This is a genomic window from Corynebacterium sp. LK33, from assembly GCF_014334955.1.
In the GTDB taxonomy this organism is placed as follows: Bacteria; Actinomycetota; Actinomycetes; order Mycobacteriales; family Mycobacteriaceae; genus Corynebacterium; species Corynebacterium jeikeium_D.
Genome location: NZ_PDGU01000018.1, coordinates 155,004 through 177,098 on the forward strand (window position 1 = coordinate 155,004; position 22,095 = coordinate 177,098).

Here is a 22,095-nt window from a genome sequence, read left to right on the forward strand (position 1 = left end):
CAACTCATCTCGGTCACGCCAACCACCCCGCACCCAACCCACCCGCTTCACCCGCCCAACTCATCTCGGCCACGCCACCCACCCCGCCAATCGATAGTTCTAAAACTAGTACCAATGTATTTAGCGGGGTAAAGATGATAGCGTCCTTAAGGTGCAAACTAGCTGGTCTATTCTTAAGCGAGACTTGCGCCGTCTCCGCAATAGCCCAAGAGTGTGGGTAATCATCATCGGCGTGATGATCACCCCTGCCTTGTACTCCTGGTTCAACATCCCGGGCTTCTGGGATCCGTACGAGCACACCGAGAACATCGGTGTGGCAATTGTGAATGAGGACAAGGGCGCGAGTTCCTCGGTTACCGGAAGCCTCAATATCGGTAACCAGGTGGTCAAACAACTAAAACAAAATCATGAACTGGGCTGGCAGTTCCCCGATGCCGAGAAGGCAGACCGAGATCTAAAGCGCGGCAAGGTCTATGCCGAAATCACCATTCCGCCGAATTTCTCGCAGGAAATGGTTGACCTGATTCAAGGGCAGGGGCATCCAGCAAAACTGACTTACCGCGCTAACCAGAAGATCAACGCGATCTCGCCGCACATCACGGCGCAGGGCGCGTCCGGTATTGATGGTCAGATTTCCGCTTCCTTTAATAAGGAGATTGCGAAGGCGGTCACCGAGGAGGTTAAGGAAGCTGGCGGCCTGCTGCAGGGCCGGTTCGATGCGGCTCGTCTCAATTCCGCTGACGCTTTCCAGGATGTCGCTGATGCGGTTGCCAATAGCCGCGATGAAGTCGGTGCTATCCAGGAGCAGATTGGCGATCTGCAGCCGACGATTGCGCAGATCAAGAAGACTCTCAGCAGCGTGGACACGGCCCTCGATGACGCCCAGGATGCGTTGACGCAGGTGCAGGCGATTACTGGTGAGCTCAACAATGAGGTCCTGAATTTCTCCGCGGATCTCAACGATGCCTACTTGCAGGGCAGCACCGCTCTGGTGGAGGGCACCGGCAACGCCAACGCCGCGATTGGCGCGATGACTGGCAATCTGCAGGGCGCAATTTCCCGTTCGGATTCTGCGACGGCTGCGGCGGAGGACATCGTCAACCAGGCGGATCAGGTCATTGGTGGGCTGAATTCCCTGCTGGAGGCCAACCCGCTCAACGGCCCGGATAAGCAGGCAATCCAGCGCACCATCGATGCGCTCGACGAGAGCAACGCCACCAATAAAGAGCTGGTGGAGGGCCTGAAGAACGTCTCCGGCTCGGCACAGGGAACTCTCGACTCCCTCAACGCCACCAGCGAGGCATTGGCGCAGGCCACTAAGGACGGCAAGGCCGCCTCGGATCAGATTCGTCAGGCGTCCCAGGACGCACTCCCGCAGTTGAGCAAGGCGCTTAATCAGCTCAACGCGCGCGTGGGTTCGTACGCGGCGGCGCTTGGCGCGCAAAAGGACACCGTCAAGGAAACGTCCGCGCTTCTCGACGCTACGAGTGGGCAGCTTTCTGCTGCGGATCAGGTCCTCGAGAGCTTCAAGGCCGACCTTGATGGCGTACGCGATGGCCTGGAAACCGCGCGTCTCGATGTTCTTACCCTGGGTACCACCGAAGAGCGCGAAGCCATGAACATGGTCAATGACCTCGACCCCGAGGGAATTTCGCAGTTCCTGAGCGATCCGGCCGAGATCCAGACTGAGGCCGTGTTCCCGGTGGATCACTACGGCTCGGGTATGGCGGCGCTGTTTACCAACCTGTCGTTGTGGATTGGTGCGTTCATCCTGATTGTGATTTTCCGCGTGGAAGTTGATGCGGAAGGTTTCAAGGAAATCACGGTCGGCCAGGCGTACATGGGCCGCACCTTGCTACTGGGCATCATCGCTATTTTCCAGGCGCTGATTGTCTCTATCGGTGACATCGTCATTGGTGTGCAGCATGTCAGCGCGGTTGCGTTCGTCCTCACCTGTGTCGTGGTGGAGTTGTGTTATCTCGCCATTATTTACAGTTTGGTGGCGGCGTTTGGCCACGTGGGACGTGGTATTGCCGTAGTGCTCGCGTTTATTCAGATTCCTGGCGCCGCCGGTCTCTATCCAATTGAGATGACCCCGGACTTCTTCCAGGCGCTGAATCCGTTCTTGCCGTTGACCTACGGCATTGATGCTCTCCGCGAGACCATTGGTGGTTTCTACTCGAATTACTACCTGAAGAACATGCTCACCTTGATGGCCATGGCAGTGGTCGCCTACGTGGTCGGTTACTGGCTGCGCCGCAGCCTGTCCTCGGTCAATGTCTTGGTTAACCACCAGCTTGAAGAGGGCGGACTGGTCAACAACGAAGAAGTCCACCTGGTCGGTAGCGGATACAAGCTCAGTGACCTCGTCTTTGCGCTGCGTAACCGCGAGGAGTACCAATCGCGAGTCGACGAGCGGATGGAGAATCTGCGTGGCAGCTACACGCTGTTCATGCGCATGGCCATTGGCATCGCCGTGGCCGCCCTGGTGGTGCTGGGTATTTTGGCCCGTAACTACCCGGATCAGAAGGCCCTGTTCTTCGGTCTGGCTTGCCTGTTTGTGCTGCTCTGCCTCGCCTACATCGCGGTGCGCGAGTACGTCAAGCAGTCTGTGATTCACGCCCAGGAGCTCAGCGAGATGTCGGAGGAGGAGCTGCGCGCCTACATGGAGCACCAAACTTCCCATCCGCATGCGTACTCGCTGGAAAATGCTGGTGATTCGTTTGAGCCACAGGCGAAGGTGTCGTCGGCAAGCGTGAAGACTTCCCCAGAAGGTGAAGCCTAATGAGAAACATTCTTGAAATTGTGCGGAATGACTTTCGGGTGATCCGTCAGAACACGATGACCGGCATCATGGTTTTCGGTCTGGTGCTGATTCCGCTGCTGTTCACCTGCTTTAATGTGCTGGCCAGCTGGGAGCCGTTTGAGAACACCGAAAAGCTGAAGATTGCGGTCGCCAGTAATGACCGTGGTCACCGCACGGATATCGGTGCGATTGACGTCAACTTGGGCAATGAGGTGCTGTCGAAGCTGAGCCGTAACCACGACATTGACTGGCAGATTACGGATTCTGAGGATGCCATCGACGGCACTAAGTCCGGTGACTACTACGCGGCAATCGTGCTTCCGGAGAACTTCAGTACCGAACTGATGACCTTCTACGTCCGGGGCACCAAGGCGCCGAAGCTGACGCTCTATACGAATGAGAAGAAGAACGCGCTTTCGTCAATCATTACGAGTAAGGGCGCGAGTGGCGTTATTCAGGAGATTGACAAGAACTTCACGCAGGTCGTCGCCAGTGTTGGGCTGGGCGCGATCACCTCGCTGGATGAGTACCTGAACACCTCGGACTCCAAGCAGGCACTGACGCGCGTGCAAAACCGCGTTGATGACACCGCCGCGCGACTGCGCTCCGGTGCGCAGACTGCTCGTTCGCTGTCTACGCTGGTGGAAACCACCGTGCCGCTGGTGGAGACCGCGGATTCCATTTTGGAAAACGCTGGTGCGCGGATGGACATTCTGCGCAATGGTTCGGGGGACGGCAATGTCGCTGGCGATCTGGAGGCCGCGGTCGGGAATGTTCGCGGCTCGGTTAGCACGGCGCTCGACGCAACGCAGGCGAGCTACGAAGGCGTGCGCGACCGCGTCAACGAGCTTGTCGACGGCACCCAGGCCACCAGCGGCGCGACCGCGGATACCTTTGACGCGATGGCGGCCAAATTCGGCCAGCAGGCCGATGGCCTGACTGCGATGCGCGACCGCCTGGAGGACACCGTTGGGGCAGTGGTTCCGGGTGTCGCCAAGCCGGGCTATGACCGCGCGATTTCCGATCTGAACACCTCGATTGCTCGCACCCGTGGGCTGCAGGAGAGTTTCTCCGCCGTGGCGGCGGATTTGCGTGGTGGCCGGGATACGGGATCGTCGATAAGCCAGGCGAAGGACGCTTTCACGGCTGCGATTGCCGCTGTGGAAAATGCCAAGAACTCCTACGAGCAGAACCTGCGCCCGCAGATCGACGCACTGTCGGAGCCGGTGTCGCGTCTGAGCAACGACATCGAGGTCATTGGCGAGGACATTCGCGGCATCCGCAGTACGATTTCCGGCTCGCCGGTGGATACGCTTCGTAAGACCAGCGCTGCCACAATGGGCCTGAGCAACCGTTTTGATGATCTGGCCGCTCGCTTCGACGAGATTCACAACGCGCTGGAAGAGGCGAAGGACACCGGGGACCTCTCGCGAATTGCTGAGGCCGTCGGTGATGATCCAAGTGCCCTGGCAGCGCAGTTGGCCGCGCCGGTGCAGGTCGAGGAGGATCCCGTCTTCCCAGTCCAGAGCTTCGGTGCGGGTATGGCGCCGTTCTATGCGACCCTCGCGCTGTGGATCGGTGCGCTGCTGTCGTCGGTGCTGATCCGCACCACGGTCCGTAGCCGCGGCGGTCAGAAGGTCGGCGATGATGAGGCCGAGAATGTGGTCAGCGATGCAGTCGATGATGCGCAGGGCGATGCAGCCAGCGATGAAATCGACGAGCCGACCAGTGACGCACAAATCAACGCTGCGCAGGCCGATGACTACACCCGCGTCGAGAAATACTTCGGCCGGTTCGCCACCTTCGCCAGCGTGGGCCTGGTTCAGTCCACACTGATGGTGTTGGGACTCCAGGTGTACGTGGGCATCGAGCCCGCACACCGATTCCTGATGCTGCTGGCCGGCTGGGTGATTTCGCTGGTGTTTATGATGATCGTCTTCTCGTTCGTCTTCACCTTCGACAACGCCGGCAAGGCCATCTGCGTGCTGTTGCTGGTGATGCAGGTCTCGGCCGCAGGTGGCGCGTATCCGCTGCCGCTGGTGCCACAGTGGGTCCAGAACATTAGCCCTTGGCTGCCGGGTACCTACGCGATCGATATGTTCCGCAGCTCCATCGCCGGTATCTACGAGGCAGACTACTGGAAGCTGATGTTCATGTTGGCGCTGTTCATCATCCCGTCGCTGATTCTGGCGCTGGGCCTTCAGCGCATCTTTGAAAAGGGAATCAACGAGATCAAGAACGCAATCGAGGAGACGAAGGTGATGGGCACCTCGTAAGGAGGCCTAATCCTCTGCCTCGTCGCTCTCGCGCTCGGCTTCCGGTTCGCCCTTGCCGTCGCGCGAGAGCTTCCGCAGCCACCAAATCAGCAGCGCAATGATCACCGCCGCTGCTGCCAGGATGGCCCACATCCACCACTGCCACTGCGAACCGCTGCCGTCGAACACGGACTCCTCGTCAGGATCCATCGGCACCTGGTGCCCCGTCACCAGCAGTCGGTGCGTGTTAATGCCGTAAGGCGTGCACGTAATCAGGGTGATCAGGTCTTCTCCGGGGACGCGTCGTAAAGCATCGGTTTCATCCGGCTTTACGACGGCTACGTCGTGGACCTCATACTTCAACTTGTGACCCGCGACTGCGATGTAGAACGCGTCGCCCTTCTTGACCTTGTCGAGGTTGTCCCACAGCGTCGCATTCTGCAGACCCGTATGCGCCGACAGCGACGCGTGACGACCTTCACCCTCGCCCACGCCGCCGACCGGGAAGTCGGTGCCGTAGAGGTGACCGACACCGCGTGAAAGCGACTTTTCCGAAGTGCCGTGGAAAATGGGCAGGTCAGAGTTGATGGACGGGATGACGATGCGGCCGAGCGCGTCGGTCTCGCCAAGCACGTCGAGGTAGTGGCGATAGCGCTGGTACTCCGGGGAAGACTCGTCATCGGAGGTGGTCCAGGCATCGCCCGGATTGACCTCGCCGAGGCTGGCGTTGTACTCGTGGGCCTCATTCCAGGCGGTGTCCAAGACCTCAGGAGGAGCGGATTTCTCCAGCTTGGAGTACTCATCTGCGGCGCGGGCCTGCAGGAAGTTGTTCCACTGCGTTGCGACAACCGGGTACAGCAGCACGCCCAAACCGCCAATGATCAGCAGCAGGGCGATGATGGTGTTCGAGTTGAGCTTCTTGCCCTTTTGGGGCTTTGCTTTGGTGTTGGTTGCGGCGGTTTTGGTTGCGGCGCTGGTGCTGTTTGCGCGTTCGGACTTCCGCTTAGATGTCGGTTTGGGTGCCCGCTTGGAAGTTGCCCGCTTGGAATGGGAATGACGCCCCATCGAGTCCTACCTTTGGTGACCTTGTGCATAGCGGCCACGGGTCTTTCTCACCAGGGACAGTTCCCGGGCAGGGATAGCCAGGCCGACAAATCGCTAACGACTTAATAAGTGCACATACCAATTTAGGTCATGCAACCCGGGAGAGCTGAACTCTACTCACCGTGCTGTGGCATCGGTGGAATCTGTGGTGGTGTTTGCGGTGCTTGTGGTGTCGGTGTCTGCGGTGTTTGCGATGCTTGGGGCGTCGGTGGTCGCGGTGCTTGGGGCGCTTGCGGCGCTTGTGGAGGTGGCCTCTGCCGGCCGAGCCGCCAGGGCAATAGTGGCAGAAATCATGGTTACCAGTGCGATAAACAGCGCTACCCATTGCACACCAACTGCCTGGAAGCGCTCACCAAGAACGATGTATCCCAAGCTGAAGGCAACGATCGGTTCCACGACGGTCATAGCTGGCAGCGAAGCCTGCAACGGCCCCGCGTTAAAAGCCGCCTGCTGCAGGCCGACGCCAATAACCGCCAGTGCCACAAGCAGCCAGAGTTCCCAGGAGAGCAGGAGCTGGACGAGCCCGTCATTGACATAAGTATCGACCACCGACTTAGACAGCAACGCGACGAAGCCGTACAGCCAGCCGGTTGCCGTACCGAGTAGTAGCGCCTTCGGGTTCTGGCGCAGCACTCCGCGCTGTTTGGTGTCTGAGTCGCCACCGGCGCCGGTGCCGGTGTTGGGCCACTGAACTGCAGCGGCATAAAGCCCGCAGGTGACCACGCCACCGACGGCGAGAGCCCAACCCCACAGGTAAGTGGGGATATCGGTGGAGCCGGCAGTCGGCTTGCCGAGCAACACCAGCGTCGCCACCGCAAAAGTAAGCGCCACGGACCAGATCATCTCTGACCGCGAAATCCGCCGACCGTTGACCTTCGCCGCCAGCGGGAGCGTGAGCATCAGCTTCATGACCAACAACGGCTGCACCAGGAGCAACGTGCCAAATGCCAACGCCGCGACTTGAAATACATACCCGGCAATTGCCAGACCCGAGCCCAGCCACCAGCGCGGCAGCTTCAGGGTCTTTGCCACTCCGCGAAGTGTGCTGGTGCCCTTTTCCAGTGTTCCGGAGAGGTTGTGGCGGATGACGGTTCCCCACGCGATGCTGAGTGCGGACAGCAGTGCCAGTATCGCGGCGAGAAGGTCATTGTTCACGTAGGAGATGCTAGGCACGCAACACTTGTCATGTCCACTTCGCAGGGGTTGGGCGGGCAGTGCTTGGTGCCCGCAGCGCCTCGGGAATTAGCTGGTTCGGCCGAGAAGCTGACTGAGCTCGGAGCCCGGGAGTTAGGGAGTGGAGCTGACTGAGCCCGGAGTTCCTGGCACAGTACCGAGAGTTACTGACTAGGTTTATGACAGTTTCGAGGCATTTTATGGCCTGTTTTTGTCATAAACTTAGTCAGTTTCACATTTGCAGCCCGCAGCAGCGTCCGATCCACACCCAACCCACACCCGAAAACCGGCCACGATACCCCGCAAACCCCCACGCAACCCGATCCAAACCCTCCACACAACCCCCGCAAGCTACGTTTTGGTAACCCACTATGTAATTACGAATGCGACTCAAGTAAATTGAGTCAATAATAGTTACGTGCATATAGTTGCCTAGTTTTTGGAGGTTGCCGACCATGGCACTGGTTGTGCAGAAGTACGGTGGTTCATCCCTGGAGAGCGCCGAACGCATTCGTCGTGTTGCAGAACGAATTGTGGAAACCAAAAAGCAGGGCAATGACGTCGTGGTTGTCTGCTCGGCAATGGGCGACACCACCGATGAGCTTCTGGACCTCGCTGAGCAGGTCAACCCGGTCCCGCCGGGACGCGAGATGGACATGCTCCTGACCGCCGGTGAGCGTATTTCTAATGCGCTGGTCGCTATGGCAATCGCAAGCCTCGGCGCATCGGCCCGTTCTTTTACCGGTTCGCAGGCCGGCGTAATTACTACGGAGCGCCACGGTAACGCCCGCATTGTCGAGGTCACTCCGGGCCGTGTCCGCGAGGCTCTCGACGAGGGCCACATCTGCCTGGTGGCCGGTTTCCAGGGTGTGAACCGTGAGACTAAGGACGTCACTACGCTGGGCCGTGGCGGCTCGGATACCACTGCGGTTGCTCTCGCAGCAGCGCTGGAGGCAGACGTCTGCGAGATTTATTCCGACGTGGATGGCGTGTACACCGCAGACCCGCGCATCGTGCCGGATGCCCAGCGCTTAGACACCATTTCTTTCGAGGAAATGCTGGAAATGGCCGCGGTTGGCGCGAAGATTTTGCAGCTGCGAAGTGTCGAATACGCCCGCGCGTTTAATGTCCCGTTGCGTGTGCGTTCGTCGTATAGCAATGAACTTGGCACCCTTGTTGATGGATCGATGGAGGATATCCCTATGGAAGAAGCAGTGTTGACCGGTGTGGCGCATGACCGCTCCGAGGCGAAGGTGACCGTGCTGGGCATTCCGGATGATCCGGGCCAGGCGGCGAAGATGTTCCGTGCTGTTGCGGATGCGGAAATCAACATCGATATGGTGCTGCAGAACGTCTCCACCGTCGCGGATAACCGCACTGACATTACTTTCACGTGCCCGCGCGAGGACGCTCCGAAGGCGATGGCGTTGCTGAAGAAGCTGCAGGCTGACAATGACTGGAAGGACGTGCTTTACGACGATCACGTGGGCAAGGTGTCCTTGGTCGGTGCTGGCATGAAGTCCCACCCGGGTGTGACTGCGACGTTCTGTGAGGCGCTCGCTGATGAGGGTGTGAATATCGATCTGATTTCCACTTCTGAGATTCGTATCTCGGTACTGGTTAATGACCAGGATGTCGACAAGTCCGTGAAGGCTCTGCACGACGCTTTCAATCTCGGTGGCGACACTGAGGCTGTTGTTTACGCTGGTACTGGACGCTAAGGAGTTTTCATGACCACGATTGCTGTTGTTGGTGCCACTGGCCAGGTTGGCCGCGTGATGCGCACTCTGTTGGCGGAGCGTAATTTCCCGGCCGATAAGGTTCGTTTCTTCGCTTCTGCTCGTAGTGCGGGCAAGGAGTTGGAGTTCCGCGGCGAGAAGATTGTTGTCGAGGATGTCGCGGCTACTTCTGATGAGGATCTGAAGGGCATTGATGTCGCGGTGTTCTCCGCTGGCGGCACGCTGTCGAAGGAGCAGGCTCCGCGTTTTGCGGCTGCTGGCGCTGTTGTTGTTGATAACTCGTCGGCGTGGCGTAAGGATCCGGAGGTCCCGTTGGTGGTCTCCGAGGTCAACCCGGATGCTTTGCAGGACATCCCGAAGGGCATTGTCGCTAATCCGAACTGCACCACGATGGCCGCGATGCCGGTGCTCAAGCCGCTTCACGACGAGGCCGGGTTGCAGCGTCTGCGTGTGTCCTCCTATCAGGCCGTCTCGGGGTCGGGCCTTGCTGGCGTGAATACTCTGGCTGGCCAGGTGCGCGAGAACATCGACAACCTGGAGAAGCTGACCACTGATGGCTCGGCTCTGGTTGCGGAGGACTTCGGTCCGTACGTCGCACCGATTGCTTTCAACGCGCTGCCGGTGGCCGGCAACTTTGTTGATGATGGTTCGCTGGAGACCGATGAGGAGCAGAAGCTCCGCAATGAGTCCCGCAAGATTCTGTCTATCCCTGAGCTGGCTGTTGCTGGTACTTGTGTGCGTGTTCCGGTGTTCACTGGCCACACGCTGGTGATCCACGCTGAGTTTGAGAATGCTCTGTCCGTGGAGAAGGCTACTGAGCTGCTGGAGTCCGCGCCGGGCGTGAAGGTCGTCGACGTTCCGAATCCGCTTGCTGCCGCTGGTGTGGATGAGTCCCTGGTGGGTCGTATCCGTGTCGATCAGTCGGTTCCGGAGGGGCGTGGCCTGGTGATGGTTGTCTCTGGCGACAATCTGCGTAAGGGCGCTGCTCTGAATACCATCCAGATTGCGGAGTTGTTGGTCGCTGACCAGTAGTTGAGCGCAGTACTTGAGAGCGCAAAAAGTTAAGCCTCGGCACTTAGCGAACTTCGTGCTCTCAATGACAACTACTCCCCACTAGTCGGTAACTGATTTCTCAGTCCAACTAATGGGGAGTAGTTCACATTGTTGCGGTAGGGGGCCTATTTTTTCTTATTGACGCCCACGCTTTCCGCTTGGCTGCAGCGCCAGCGGAATGTGAGATTGTGCGAGCGCAGTGCTGGGGGGGGGATTGCGTCACGGGAGGCGCCGGCGCCCTATTTGGCGGCGTGAGGATGTGCAGATGTCGCTAGACCGGGGATGCGTGGCCGACGGCGCCGTATTTGGGGCGCTAGCAGGGGTGAATGTCGCTAGAACGGGAATGCGTTAAAGACACTGATTTGCAGCTCCGCAAAACTGCAGGTCAGGGAATTGTCGCAAAATTCGGAGGCGCGCCTGTGCTGACAGATTCCCGTTCTAGCGACATTTCGACCTTCGAAGTGCAACTTTTCCGACAGTTGGTGCCACGAGTTGCAATAGCGCGAGCATCTCGGCATTGAGAGCCAGGGTGGCTAGGGTGGCCAGGGCGGTGACAGTGGCCAGGGTGGCTAGGGTGGCCAGCGTGGCGACGGTGGCCAGGGCGGCGATGGAGTCGGTAGCGGCCGAGCAGGAAGCGGACTAATTTAGGGTAGCCTGTTGTGTGGTTAGCCTTACCTGTGTAATATAGGCTCGATTGCTGTGTTGGCCGTAGCCGAAAGAGGCCATCAGTCTCTTGGGGCTACGGGTACTTTACAGCGTTTCAAAGAGTTCCTTACGCGTTAGGTTTTCACATGTTTCGAAACAATTCGCTGACCCGTCGAGCGGCGCTGAAGACCGCCGCTGTCTTGGCAGCATCCACTCTTGTTCTGTCTGGTTGCTCCCGAGGCGACGACGCGGCGGCGTCAAAAAATGAGGGCACCGGGGACGAGCGCATCGCCGCAGTTGGCCTGGGAGACAGCGATACCTTGCTCGCTCTAGGCATCCAACCAGTCCTCGTAGCGCCCTGGGGTGCTGAGGGAGATGTTGATGCATCTGGCGTCGGCCCATGGGCTACCGAAAAGCTCGGCGACAACAAGCCTGAAGTGGTTTACGGTACTGCCAACGGATTCACTGCTGAAATCCTGGAGAAGATCTCCGCCGCTGATCCGGACAAGATCATTGCGGTGAACTCTGCCGTAGACGCGCAGGCGAAGAAGGCGCTTAATGACATCGCCCCAACCACCGTTAAGCCAGACGGTGCCACGGACTGGCAGATCCCCTGGCGGGATCAGGTCAACCAGATCGCCGGCGCTGTAGACAAGCAAGAAGAAGGCGACAAACTCGTCGAAGAAACGCAGAAGGCCTTCGATGATTTCCAACAGCAGCACCCTGAGCTCAAAGGCAAGCGTGCGGCTATCGTCATGCCTTATCAGGGAAAGATCGGCCTGTACACCTCCGGTGACGGTCGCGGGCAGTTTATCAAGAGTCTGGGCTTCGAGATCCCGAAGGAGCTCGAAGGTAACGGGGGCGAGTTCTACCGCGACATCGCACCTGAGAACTACAGCGACCTCAACAACGTCGATTACCTCTTCATCCTTGATTACCAGGGTGCCGCCGATACCTTGAAGAAGGATCCAACATTCAGCAAGCTGGACGTTGTTCGCGAAGGCAAGGTCCGCTGGATGGACGAAAACGTGGGCAATGCAATGAGTATGCCGAACCCATTGACCATCCCCTGGGCAGTCGACAAGTTCTCTGACGCAATTTAATTGAAAGTGTCCGTTTCAAGAACTCGACATTCTTTGGTGTTTTCCCGGCGTTTGCTTACTTCGGCCGCACTCGTTGGCTTGGCTTTGCTGCTGCTTGCCTCCCTGTACTTGGGTTCCAAAGATCTTTCCATTGGCGAAGTGACCAGCATCCTCATGCATGGTCCGCACCCATCTACGCAATCCGGCATCATTTGGGACTTGCGCGTTCCGCGCACCCTCTTGGCTGTGATCACAGGCGCAGCCCTGGCTATGGCGGGTGCCATTGCTCAGAGCTGGACCCGCAACCCCCTGGCAGATCCCGGCATTATCGGCGTGAACGCTGGAGCAAGTTTCGCAGTCGCTGCGGCACTGACCTTGGGCTGGGCAACGACGGTCGGGGAGCGGACACTTGTAGGGCTCGTCGGGGCGGCCGTCGCTGCCTTAATCGTGCTGTTGATTTCCCGCGTATCGCGTAACCCGCTAACTCTGGTACTCGTGGGCGTGGGAGTTACCTTCGCCCTGCAAGCGGCCACGAATATGCTGAGCCTCTATTCTTCCGACACCCTGGAAGGGCTCCGCCGCTGGACCGTTGGCTCTACAGCTGGGCGGGGTATGGAAGACGTGGCCTTAGCTGCTTTAGGTCTAGCACTAGGTGCTCTATGTGGTGCGCTTGCAGCACGCCCGCTGGATCTACTTGCGATGGGAGAGGACTCCGCCCGTTCCCTTGGCAGCTCGCCCACGAGAACCCGCTTGTTGGCTGCCGCAGCGGTGATCATCCTCGCCGGCTCGGCGACAGCCACTGTGGGGCTTGTGACATTCGTGGGCTTCGCCGTGCCACACCTACTACGCCCGTTTACCGGCCCGTCCCTGACTCGCCTCTTGCTGCCGACCGGCATTGTTGGTGGCGCGGCTGTGTTGCTAGCCGATATTGTGGGCCGCTTCGTCCTGCAGCCTAACGAGCTGGAAATGTCCATTGTCTTAGCTATTGTCGGTGCCCCAGTGATGATTCTGGCGGTGCGACGTAAGAAGAGTTCACCGACCTCGAATGACTCGGAGCTGACGATATGAGCGATATGACGTCTATCCGTAGTATTAAGCGTTCACGAAGCAGACGCGTCCTGGCGGCTTCGGCAGGGTTCGCCCTCATAGCGGCTCTTTGTTACTGCTTAATCCTGGGGCAAGGAGCGGTGAAGCTCAGCCCGATGGAAGTCATCGAGGTTCTCACCGGTGGGGGCACACAGCAAGCAATCAACGTGGTGTGGGATCTCCGCCTGCCTGTAGCAATCGCTACCGTTCTGGTCGGCGCGGCTCTAGGGCTGGCAGGTGCGTGGACTCAGACCATGGCCCGCAATCCGCTGGCCAGCCCGGACATTCTCGGTGTATCCGGCGGCGCGGCGGTTTTGGTTGTGGCGGGCACCGTAGTTACCCGCCCTGCATGGAGTGAGGGGGTGCCGACGTTCTGGTGGCGTGCTGCACTCGCTTTGCTTGGCGCACTAGTGATCGTTGGTTTGCTCGTTCTACTCGGTGGCTTCGGGACGTCGCAGCGCGTAGTGGTCATCGGCCTGGCACTGTCTTTCCTCACGCAGTCTTTAGTGCAGTATCTCCTGCTCCGGGCTGACTTAACTCGTGCCACGGATGCCCAAACTTGGCTCGCTGGGTCTACCGGCTTTGTGCGTATGGAAGCTTTGTTTCCTATGGTGTTGGGCCTGTTGCCCTTCGTAGTTTTAGGCCTTTGTGTTACGCGCGATGTCCCTCTTCTTTCTCATGATGACGCCACCGCGTCCACACTTGGGGTAAATGTCACGAGGGTGCGCGCTATTTTGCTCATTGCCGCAACGGGCATTGTCGCGGTGGTGGTTTCCTTTGTCGGCCCAATTGGATTCGTGGCACTATTGGCTCCTCAGCTGGCCAAGCTGGTGGCCGGAACACCCACGCCCCATCCGTTGTGCTCTACTTTTGCAGGCGCTGCTCTATTAGCTGCGTGCGCCGTCGTGGCGGGCGCACTGCCATTTACATCCCCTGTGGGTTTGGTTACCGCCATCATCGGTGGCCCCGCGTTGGTGTTGCTTGTGTGGTTGGCGGCCCGTCGCGGAACTCTGAAAGGAATGGTTCAATGAACGTTCAAGTTGATCACGTCACCGTGGGCTACAACGACGGCCCAAGCATTGTTAAGGACGTGTCTTTCACTGCAGAGCCCGGGAAGGTCACCACGCTCTTAGGCCCCAATGGTTGTGGCAAGTCGACGTTGCTCAAGACGCTTTCTCGGCTGCTTGCTCCCGCCGAAGGACGGGTTCTTGTAGAGAAAAAGGACGTGCATAGTTTGCGGTCGCGCGAAGCCGCCCAACTAATTGCGCTTTTGCCACAACACCCGCTGTGTCCGGCGGGATTGACCGTTGGAGAACTTGTGGAGCGCGGACGGCACCCTTATCGTCGATCGCTCTGGGGTGGGGGAGCGACGGCGTCAGAAGATAAAGAAAAAGTGCGCGAGGCGCTGAAGAAGACGAAGGTTGACCATCTTGTTGCCCGCGACGTGGCGGAGCTTTCTGGCGGCCAGCGGCAGCGGGTCTGGATGGCGATGGTGTTGGCGCAGGATACGCCAATTGTGCTGTTGGACGAACCGACTACCTACCTAGATCCGGCACATGCGATAGAGATTCTAAGTATCGTGCGGGAGCTCGCTCAAGAGGGCAAGACGGTGATTACCGTACTTCATGATCTTGGCCTGGCGGGAGCTTTTAGCGACGAGATGATCGTCATGAAGGAAGGGGAAAAGATCGCCGAGGGTTCTCCAAAGGAGGCTCTGACGGTGGATGTGTTGCGCGAGGCATATGGCCTGAATGCCGAGGTGTGGGAAGATCCCCGCGGTATGGCTCCGATTATTGTGCCGCGAGGGATTGTGGCTAATTAAGGCCGTGCCCTGCCTAGGAACCAATAGGGGCACCACTGCACGGATTCGCTATTGAGGCCCCAGGTGTGAATTGCGTGGCGCCGTACTTCCTTGCAGAGCTGTCCTTCACCCGCGACCCAGACGTACTTCGACTGTGTTGCGGGGTGTTCGGCACGGTCCAGTTGCTGTAGGTGGGACATCACTGCCGTGCTGAAGTCCGTTGTAGCGCTAAACAGCACTTCTAGGCTGCCCAGCTTGCTCTCCCAGTCGGCGACGAGGGATGGCTCGAGGTCACCATGGTTCTCGGCGACCACTACGAGGTGTATGTCGCGCAACTGTTCCGGGGCAAACGCATCCGCGTAATCCAAAATGGCGCGAACGGAAGGTACGGCAGATGGGTCTGCGATAAGTGTTTGTGAACTTTGCGCGCGGTGCCAGAGGCCCTGGCATGTCCAGATGCCTACCTGGTCGCCAACACGAGTTGCAAGAGCCCAGGCGAGCCCTGGTCCGACGTGCTCATCCTTTGGATTTTTGACGCCATGTGTCGCCACGTCGAAAGTTATCTGTCCGCACTCGGGATCGAGTGAGCGTACGGTGTACCAACGTAAATTTGGGCGTTGGGTCTCCGGCATGGCTGTAACGCTTGCGCGGATATTGGCGCCACCTCCGTGGAGGGGTAAATGGAGATTCTCGCCGGGCTTAGCCGGCATAAAGAGGCCAAAGAATTCGTCCGGGCCGGAAAGCTGAAAGCCGACTAGCTCGGGGGAGCGGATGACAATCCTCTGCAGGTTTTCTGCCGGGGCGCTGACGTCATAAACAGTGGCGCGGATGATTCGATGGTGCGGTTCAGAAGGGGCGGCCAAGAGTAGGTGGTCAGAAAAGGCCGCGCGGTAGGCGGAAGTGTTCGTCGGAGTGTTCAGGGTAACTGGGTTCGAGGTCATAGTGGGAGTTAACTTACCCTTACCTAAAGCAAAAGTGAAAGGGTGAGGGGCAGAAAAAGCCCCGCGGGGATCCGAGGTGAACTGGTCCCCGAAAGTTGGACTGGTTTAACTCTAGGCGGTTAGGGCTTCAAGGGTCTGATTTCGATATTGCATCGGGGTCAGGCCCTTGAGTCGTTGTTGGACGCGTTCGGTGTTGTACCACTGAATGTACTCGTTAATCGCCTGACTGAACTCTGCGACAGTGTCGAAGACTTCTCCGTGGTACATCTCGGTTTTCACGTGCCCGAAGAAATTTTCCATGACCGCGTTGTCGTAACAGTTGGCTTTACGCGACATCGACTGAACACCACCGTTGTCGCCAATCAAGTTGCGCCAGGACGAATGCTGGTACTGGAAACCTTGGTCAGTGTGCATCATCCACCCGGGTTCAGGCGCACACGTGTTAATCGCCTTAGCTAAAGAATCGGCGGTCAACGCTGTCGACGGCGATGTAGCCACGGTGTGGGCAACAATTGAACGGTCGAACAAGTCCATCACCGGTGACAGGTAGACCTTGCGGCCTGCGACCCTGAACTCGGTGACGTCGCTGACAAAGACGGCATTTGGCTTATCCGGGGTGAATTTGCGGTCAAGCTTGTTGTCAGCAATGTGGCTGATCGTCCCGATGTAGGAAACATAAGGCCTGCGCTGGCGAATCTTAGCTCGAAGACCCATCTCGCACATGAGTTTGTAGACGAGTTTGTGGTTGACCACCCAGCCCTGGTTGCGTAGGTCAAGCAGCACTCGCCGGTAGCCGTAGCGATGCTTGTTACGCTCGAAGCTTTCCCGAATCGCTTGCTTGAGAACGGCGTGCTTATCTGGCTTACTGAGTCGTTGCTGGTGGTAGAAGAACGTCGACCGTGGGATACCCGCTGCCTCTAGGAGATATTCCAAGCGGTGGTGAGACTTGAGGATGACAATCGCCTGGACTTTCAGGCGCGTCCCTGATTCCTCAAGTCCCGCAATTTTTTTAGATAAGCGTTTTCGGCCCGCAACCGTTCGTTTTCGCCACGCAGCTTGTCTTCCTCCGACAGCGGCTTCGGCGTGACCGAGCCTTTAGGCCTGCCCTTCGGCTTCGGTTTCAACGCGTCATCGCCGTCTTTGCGCCATTTCCACGACCACCCCCTGACCAGCTGCTGTGATGACAGGCCAAATTCACGCGCAAGATCCATCGCTGTCTCGCCAGCAAGGTGGCGTTGGACAACTTCCTTCTTGATCTCAAACGAATACTGCTGCTTAGTCGGTTTCTCCACAAGACATAGCCTGCCATGCAGCACAAACCGACAATAGAGCCGGCGCGCAGCGTGTTTGGAGACACCCAGAGCATTAGCAGCGGCTCTATAGCCCATGCCCTGCTCAAAAAGCTCAACCAACTGCTCGCGCTGATATTCACTTAGCGAACTTCGTGCTCTCAATGACAACTACTCCCCACTAGTCGGTAACTGATTTCTCAGTCCAACTAATGGGGAGCAGTTCATTAGGTGCCGAGGCTTTTCTGCTGGAAAAGGCGAGCCTGGTTTGGGGTGACCAAACGGCTAGCAATGTGACCCGTGACATGCGACGTTTGGGCATAAGTGCAGGTTAAATTTTGCCGTTATTCTGTTTCCAATTTCCTGGCTGAAGTGGGTCGAATTTCTATATTGTGACCGTTTTTCATCACCGGTACGGTTTTCGTGTGAGCACGGCAGTGGCCGCAAAGGAGAAGGCGAGAAGCCCTTTACCTTCAGCTCTGGGCATCGCGCCACACCATTTATCTACACTTCATTTTTCTAAAGGATCATCATGGATAACCTGTGCAATATCTGCGAACTGATTTCCTCCTTGCCAGCACCGGCTCCGCTGCCGGTACCTGAGTTCAACGTGAACTTCCCGGAGGGCCCACTGGTTCAGGTCGACTCACTGTTCCCGAACTTCCACTCTCTGACTGAGGGCGGCAACCTGGGTCTGCAGAACGTCGGTGGCGATCAGGACAACGCTCTGCAGAACGTTGGCGGCAACCAGGGTCTCCAGAACGCTGGCGGCGATCAGCTGAACGGCGGAGACCAGATTGGCGGCGACAAGCTGGAGAAGGGCGATAAGGTCGGCGGCGACCAGGTTAACGACAAGGGCCAGATTGGTGAGCGTCAGTCCGGTTTCCAGACCGGTGGCCAGGACCAGAGCCTGCAAAACGTCGGTGGCGACCAGGGTCTGCAGAACGGTGGCCAGGAGCAGGGTCTCCAGACCGGCGGTAAGAACCAGAATGGTCTCCAGACCGGCGGCCAAGAGCAGGGCATGCAGACCGGCGGTAAGAACCAGGGTGGCCTCCAGACTGGCGGCCAGGAGCAGGGTGCCCAGACCGGTGGCAACAACCAGGGTGGTCTGCTGGCCGAGGACGGTGCAGGTGACAACCTGCCAGTCGACCTGGACCTCACCGGTGCAAAGGCTATCTAAGACCGTCTAAGCCGACTTAGGCACTGCACTGCGCAGCTGTTAGCTTGCGCGGCGATTAGCGCGTAACAGCGCACGAGCGCCTTCTCACTCCTTGTGGAGTGGGGAGGCGCTTTCTTGCGTTTATAGCTGGCGACGTGGGGTCGATCCGAGTTACTGACTGCGTTTATGACAAAAATGGCCCGAAAAATGGCTTGAAAGTGTCATAAACTCGCACAGTTTCACATTTGCAGCCCTCTATTCAGGCGCGATTTACATAACGTGATCTGCTGGAATGTCTTGAATCAGACCCATTTTTGTCTATTAACTGCAGATGGAGAGGGCTAGGGCGGAGAGGCAAATATTTATGCAGCCGCAATTAAGGCACAATTATGTGGCTTATTAAATGCGCCTAGGGGGTTTTTGCAAATGGCTCAGAGGTGTCATTATTGCGTCCGGAAAATTATTGGGGTGCATTTTCATTAGGTGGGGGTGGGGTGTTGGCTGTGCCTTATCTCACAATTATAAGAATCGTGACATGGGAGACATTTCAACCCGAATTAATGGGTGGAGATTTATTGAAAAATCTTCATATCTGCAGGTAATGGAGGTTTATCTGGGCTGAATGGCTAGGCGTCGTAGAGGAAGGTGGAACGTTAGTATTTGCCCGGTATCCATACGGCTACCCCTGAAAAAATATGCAAACAACAATTATCGACATTGAAATAAAAGGAAATAGGGGTGCCAATTAAATGGTCTAACAAACATAAAATGTATTTGTTATATTCGGGGGCGGCCAACGCTATAAATGAGAATTAGAAGGCGATGTCAACTGGGCTACCTGTGATGGGGGCTGGAGACGCTTATGCGTGGTCATTGATTGTTAATTGAAGGCTGGAAAGGTAGCGAAAGGTGTATAACGCACTGAAATCGAAGGAAGGGGGAGGGCTCATGTTCGGTCGTTTTACAAACGAGAAGCGCTGGTTGGCGCTATTTAGCTTCATGGCTGTGCTCGCTCTTTTCTTCGCTAAATCTCCAATAATTGCGCATGCGCAGGATGCAGAAGACACTGGCGAAACCCTGACGATTCAGAAGATTCTGAGTGTTCCTGGAACCGTTAAGGGTGTTGAAGCCAATGGAAATGTCCGTGATTTTGGGCCACTCATTGCGGCATTTGACGAGGCTGCAACACCATTTGGTAGCCACAAAATGGGTTACTGCATTGAGGCCAGCGTCGCCGGTGATCTTTATGACACCGGTCGTGTGCAGAACTTCAGTCAGTTCTCGCGCAGTACAGATACCAATAACAAGCTGCGGAACGACTTTGACCGATACCGGAAGCTCAACTGGATTGCTCACCAAGGTTCTCCAGCTGTTGGTTTGGATGAACTGGGGAAGGCAGCTGGAGTTAAAGGACGTCTGAATGTGCTGGATGCCAATAACGCAACTCAGTTCGCTCTGTGGCACTTCTCCGATGACATTGACTTCTCCCAGGGCATTCACAACCCATCGACGAAGGCTGTCTACGACTACCTCACTGGTCCGGCTAACGTCGGTCAGGGCACCGTCGACGGTACGAACCGCACTGGCTACATTTTCAACAATGGTAAGAAACAAGACATCATTGTGATTGACAATGTCACTCCGTCTTCCGGTGAAGTTCCGGCAGAGCCGACGAAGCCGTCCGAGCCAGAAAAGCCAACCGAACCGGAAAAGCCGACTGAGCCGGAGAAGCCGACTACACCGACCACGCCTGCGGAGACCACGACCCCGTCCGAGTCGACCAAGCCGTCTGAGCCAGAAAAGCCGACCACGCGTAAGCCGTCGATCTCCACTCAGGCTCGCCTGAACGGCAACAAGATTGTTGCGGGCGCTGTGGTTAAGGACATCGTGAAGTTCACCGACCTGGTTCCGGGTAAGAACTACCGCCTGGACGCCACCCTGGTGGACAAGACCAATGCTGATCGCATCCTGGGTACCGGAAGCGTCGAATTCACTCCGGAGACCTCTTCGGGTGAGCAGGCTGTCATGATTACCGTCTCCGATGATGTAGATGAGCCGGTTTCCGCTGCTGTTGCATTTGAAAAGCTGACCTCGACAGAGGTCACCGCCGATGGCCAGGACAACACCGATGGTCAGCGGGTAGAAATCGCTACCCACGAGGACATCAACGACGCAGCTCAGACCGTTCACGGCGAAAAGCCGGATCAGCCGTCGGCCTCCGAAGAGACCCCGACGAGCGAAGAGACGACCGAGGAGACGACCGAAGAGACAACGGAGCCGTCGTCCAGCGAGACCACTACTTCTGAGACCAGTGAGTCTGAGACTCCGACGACGTCGGAAAGCGAAGAGCAGCCGAGCTCGTCGCCGACTACTCCTAACACCTCCGAGTCCACGAAGCCGGCCGCTCCGACGGAACCGACCGAGCCGACTGACAGCACTGAGTCGCAGACCACGGAACCGACCGAGCCGACTGAGACTACCGAACCGTCTAAGCCGAGCGAGCCAGCTGATACGCCGCTGGAGCCGGAGCTGCGCACGGTAGCCGAGCTTCAGGGCAACCGCATTGAGGCTAATGCCAAGGTCGTCGACACCGTACATTTCGAGGGTCTGGTCCCTGGTAAGAACTACACCCTCTCCGGTGAACTGGTTAATAAGGCTGATGGCTCTGTGATTGGTCATGGCGAGGCGACGTTCAAGCCGACGTCGGCAAGCGGTACTGTGACTGTCACTCTTGAGGTGTCTGACTCTGTTAAGACTCCTGTTGCTGAGGCTGTCGTGTTCGAGCACCTGACCTCTGATGAGGTCGACTCGACTGGTAAGGAAAGCGCTGGTCAGGTCAATGAGATCGCTGACCACGCAGATATCAATGACGCAAGCCAGACCGTGACTGGAGAGGTTCCGGAGAAGCCGGAAGACACCCCGACTGAGGAAAGCGAAACTCCGTCCGAGGAGACGATCGCACCGGAGACCAGCTCGACTGAGCCGACCACGTCCACGGTTCCGGCAACGCCGAGCGACGATGAGCCGTCCGAGCAGCCGGAGACGACACAGCCGGAAGAGCCGTCTGAGACGACAACTCCGTCTAAGTCCGAGTCCGAAAAGCCGAGCAAGCCGACGAAGCCTGCCCAGCCGGAAAAGCCGTCCAAGCCGACCAAGCCTGCCCAGCCAGAGAAGCTGTCCAAGCCGACCAAGCCTGCCCAGCCGGAAAAGCCGTCCAAGCCGACGAAGCCTGCCCAGCCGGAAAAGCCGAGCAAGCCGACTAAGCCCGCTCAGCCGGAAAAGCCGAGCAAGCCGAGCCACCCAAGCACCCCAGCGCAGTCTGAGGACAACCCAGCCATCACGACTACTGCCGGTATTGCCGGCAAGGCTCTGGTTGAAAAGGGTGCTGTCGTCATCGACACCGTGCACTTCACTGGCCTGAAGCCGGGCACGAAGTACACGTTGACCGGTGAGCTGATGTGCAAGGAGACGGGCAAGTCCACTGGCGCTAGGAGCCGCCTGCACTTTGTGCCGACGGCATCCGCCGGCACGGTTGATGTTCCGATCATCATCACCGACGGCGACTGCGCTTCTCAGGTTGCCTTCGAGACTCTGACCGATGCCAATGGCAAGGAAGTTGCTGTCCACAAGGACATCAACTCTGCGGAGCAGACTGTCACGAACGGCAAGACCCCAGAGAACACGCCATCTGAGCAGCCGAAGGATGAGGGCAAGCAGGGCACGCCTAACGACGATTCCTCCGCACCGACCAGCGACACTGCCACCCCGAACACTGTGATTAATCAGCACTCGGAGCAGAACAACACCAACGTCACCATCATCGGAGGCACTGGCCAGGATAAGCAGAAGAACCACGGAAAGCCGTTGGCTCCGAACTCGGAACGACGTGCAATTAGTTCGGTTCCGTCTGGCCCGACCGGTTTGGCTACTCACGCTCTGCCGACGGTAGCCACCAACTAAGG

At 57.9% G+C, this 22,095-nt stretch carries 13 protein-coding genes and 1 pseudogene; 10 read left to right on the forward strand and 4 right to left on the reverse strand.

Annotated features, from left to right (window positions below; genetic code table 11):
• The first annotated feature begins 151 nt into the window (after nt 1-151).
• Together CRD20_RS05970 and CRD20_RS05975 are read left to right on the forward strand one after the other, a co-directional pair.
• Nucleotides 152-2,785, forward strand: a complete 2,634-nt coding sequence (locus CRD20_RS05970; RefSeq protein WP_187405058.1) for a YhgE/Pip domain-containing protein — start codon at nt 152-154, stop codon at nt 2,783-2,785.
• Nucleotides 2,785-5,082 carry a YhgE/Pip domain-containing protein gene (locus CRD20_RS05975; RefSeq protein WP_187405059.1) on the forward strand — a complete coding sequence of 766 codons (2,298 nt, stop codon included), beginning with the start codon at nt 2,785-2,787 and terminating at the stop codon, nt 5,080-5,082. The genes CRD20_RS05970 and CRD20_RS05975 overlap by 1 nt, the downstream gene beginning before the upstream one ends.
• Nucleotides 5,083-5,088: 6 nt before the next feature.
• Here CRD20_RS05975 and CRD20_RS05980 read toward each other — a convergent pair whose 3' ends face one another.
• A complete protein-coding gene (locus CRD20_RS05980; RefSeq protein ID WP_187405060.1) occupies nt 5,089-6,126 on the reverse strand; it encodes a class C sortase in 1,038 nt (345 codons plus the stop codon).
• 156 nt (nt 6,127-6,282) lie between these two features.
• A complete protein-coding gene (locus CRD20_RS05985; protein WP_370546004.1) occupies nt 6,283-7,320 on the reverse strand; it encodes a DMT family transporter in 1,038 nt (345 codons plus the stop codon).
• A gap of 473 nt (nt 7,321-7,793) precedes the next feature.
• Between CRD20_RS05985 and CRD20_RS05990 the strand changes: the two genes are divergently transcribed.
• From CRD20_RS05990 to CRD20_RS06015, 6 genes are all read left to right on the forward strand, one after another.
• Entirely contained in the window at nt 7,794-9,059 is a 1,266-nt protein-coding gene (locus CRD20_RS05990) for an aspartate kinase (RefSeq protein ID WP_048733180.1), read from the forward strand.
• A gap of 9 nt (nt 9,060-9,068) precedes the next feature.
• Entirely contained in the window at nt 9,069-10,109 is a 1,041-nt protein-coding gene (locus tag CRD20_RS05995) for an aspartate-semialdehyde dehydrogenase (RefSeq protein ID WP_070601293.1), read from the forward strand.
• An 812-nt stretch (nt 10,110-10,921) separates the two neighbouring features.
• Entirely contained in the window at nt 10,922-11,878 is a 957-nt protein-coding gene (locus CRD20_RS06000) for an iron-siderophore ABC transporter substrate-binding protein (RefSeq protein WP_016421885.1), read from the forward strand.
• A gap of 51 nt (nt 11,879-11,929) precedes the next feature.
• Nucleotides 11,930-12,925, forward strand: coding sequence for an iron ABC transporter permease (locus tag CRD20_RS06005; protein ID WP_222865141.1), 996 nt, complete (start codon nt 11,930-11,932; stop codon nt 12,923-12,925).
• Nucleotides 12,922-13,974: an iron chelate uptake ABC transporter family permease subunit gene (locus tag CRD20_RS06010; RefSeq protein WP_016421887.1), complete on the forward strand. Its 1,053-nt coding sequence runs from the start codon at nt 12,922-12,924 to the stop codon at nt 13,972-13,974. Before CRD20_RS06005 ends, CRD20_RS06010 begins: the two co-directional genes overlap by 4 nt.
• Nucleotides 13,971-14,765, forward strand: a complete 795-nt coding sequence (locus CRD20_RS06015) for an ABC transporter ATP-binding protein (protein ID WP_016421888.1) — start codon at nt 13,971-13,973, stop codon at nt 14,763-14,765. The genes CRD20_RS06010 and CRD20_RS06015 overlap by 4 nt, the downstream gene beginning before the upstream one ends.
• Here the strand turns inward: CRD20_RS06015 and CRD20_RS06020 are convergent.
• Together CRD20_RS06020 and CRD20_RS06025 are read right to left on the reverse strand one after the other, a co-directional pair.
• Complete coding sequence (locus tag CRD20_RS06020) at nt 14,762-15,685, reverse strand: siderophore-interacting protein (RefSeq protein WP_016421889.1); 924 nt, start codon at nt 15,683-15,685, stop codon at nt 14,762-14,764. The two genes, CRD20_RS06015 and CRD20_RS06020, sit on opposite strands and share 4 nt — an antisense overlap.
• A gap of 111 nt (nt 15,686-15,796) precedes the next feature.
• Nucleotides 15,797-17,051: pseudogene (locus CRD20_RS06025) on the reverse strand (IS3 family transposase).
• A 455-nt stretch (nt 17,052-17,506) separates the two neighbouring features.
• Between CRD20_RS06025 and CRD20_RS06030 the strand changes: the two are divergent.
• Entirely contained in the window at nt 17,507-18,154 is a 648-nt protein-coding gene (locus CRD20_RS06030; protein ID WP_016421892.1) for a hypothetical protein, read from the forward strand.
• Between the two features lie 927 nt (nt 18,155-19,081).
• A complete protein-coding gene (locus CRD20_RS11235) occupies nt 19,082-22,093 on the forward strand; it encodes a VaFE repeat-containing surface-anchored protein (protein ID WP_187405062.1) in 3,012 nt (1,003 codons plus the stop codon).
• The last annotated feature ends 2 nt before the right edge of the window (nt 22,094-22,095 follow it).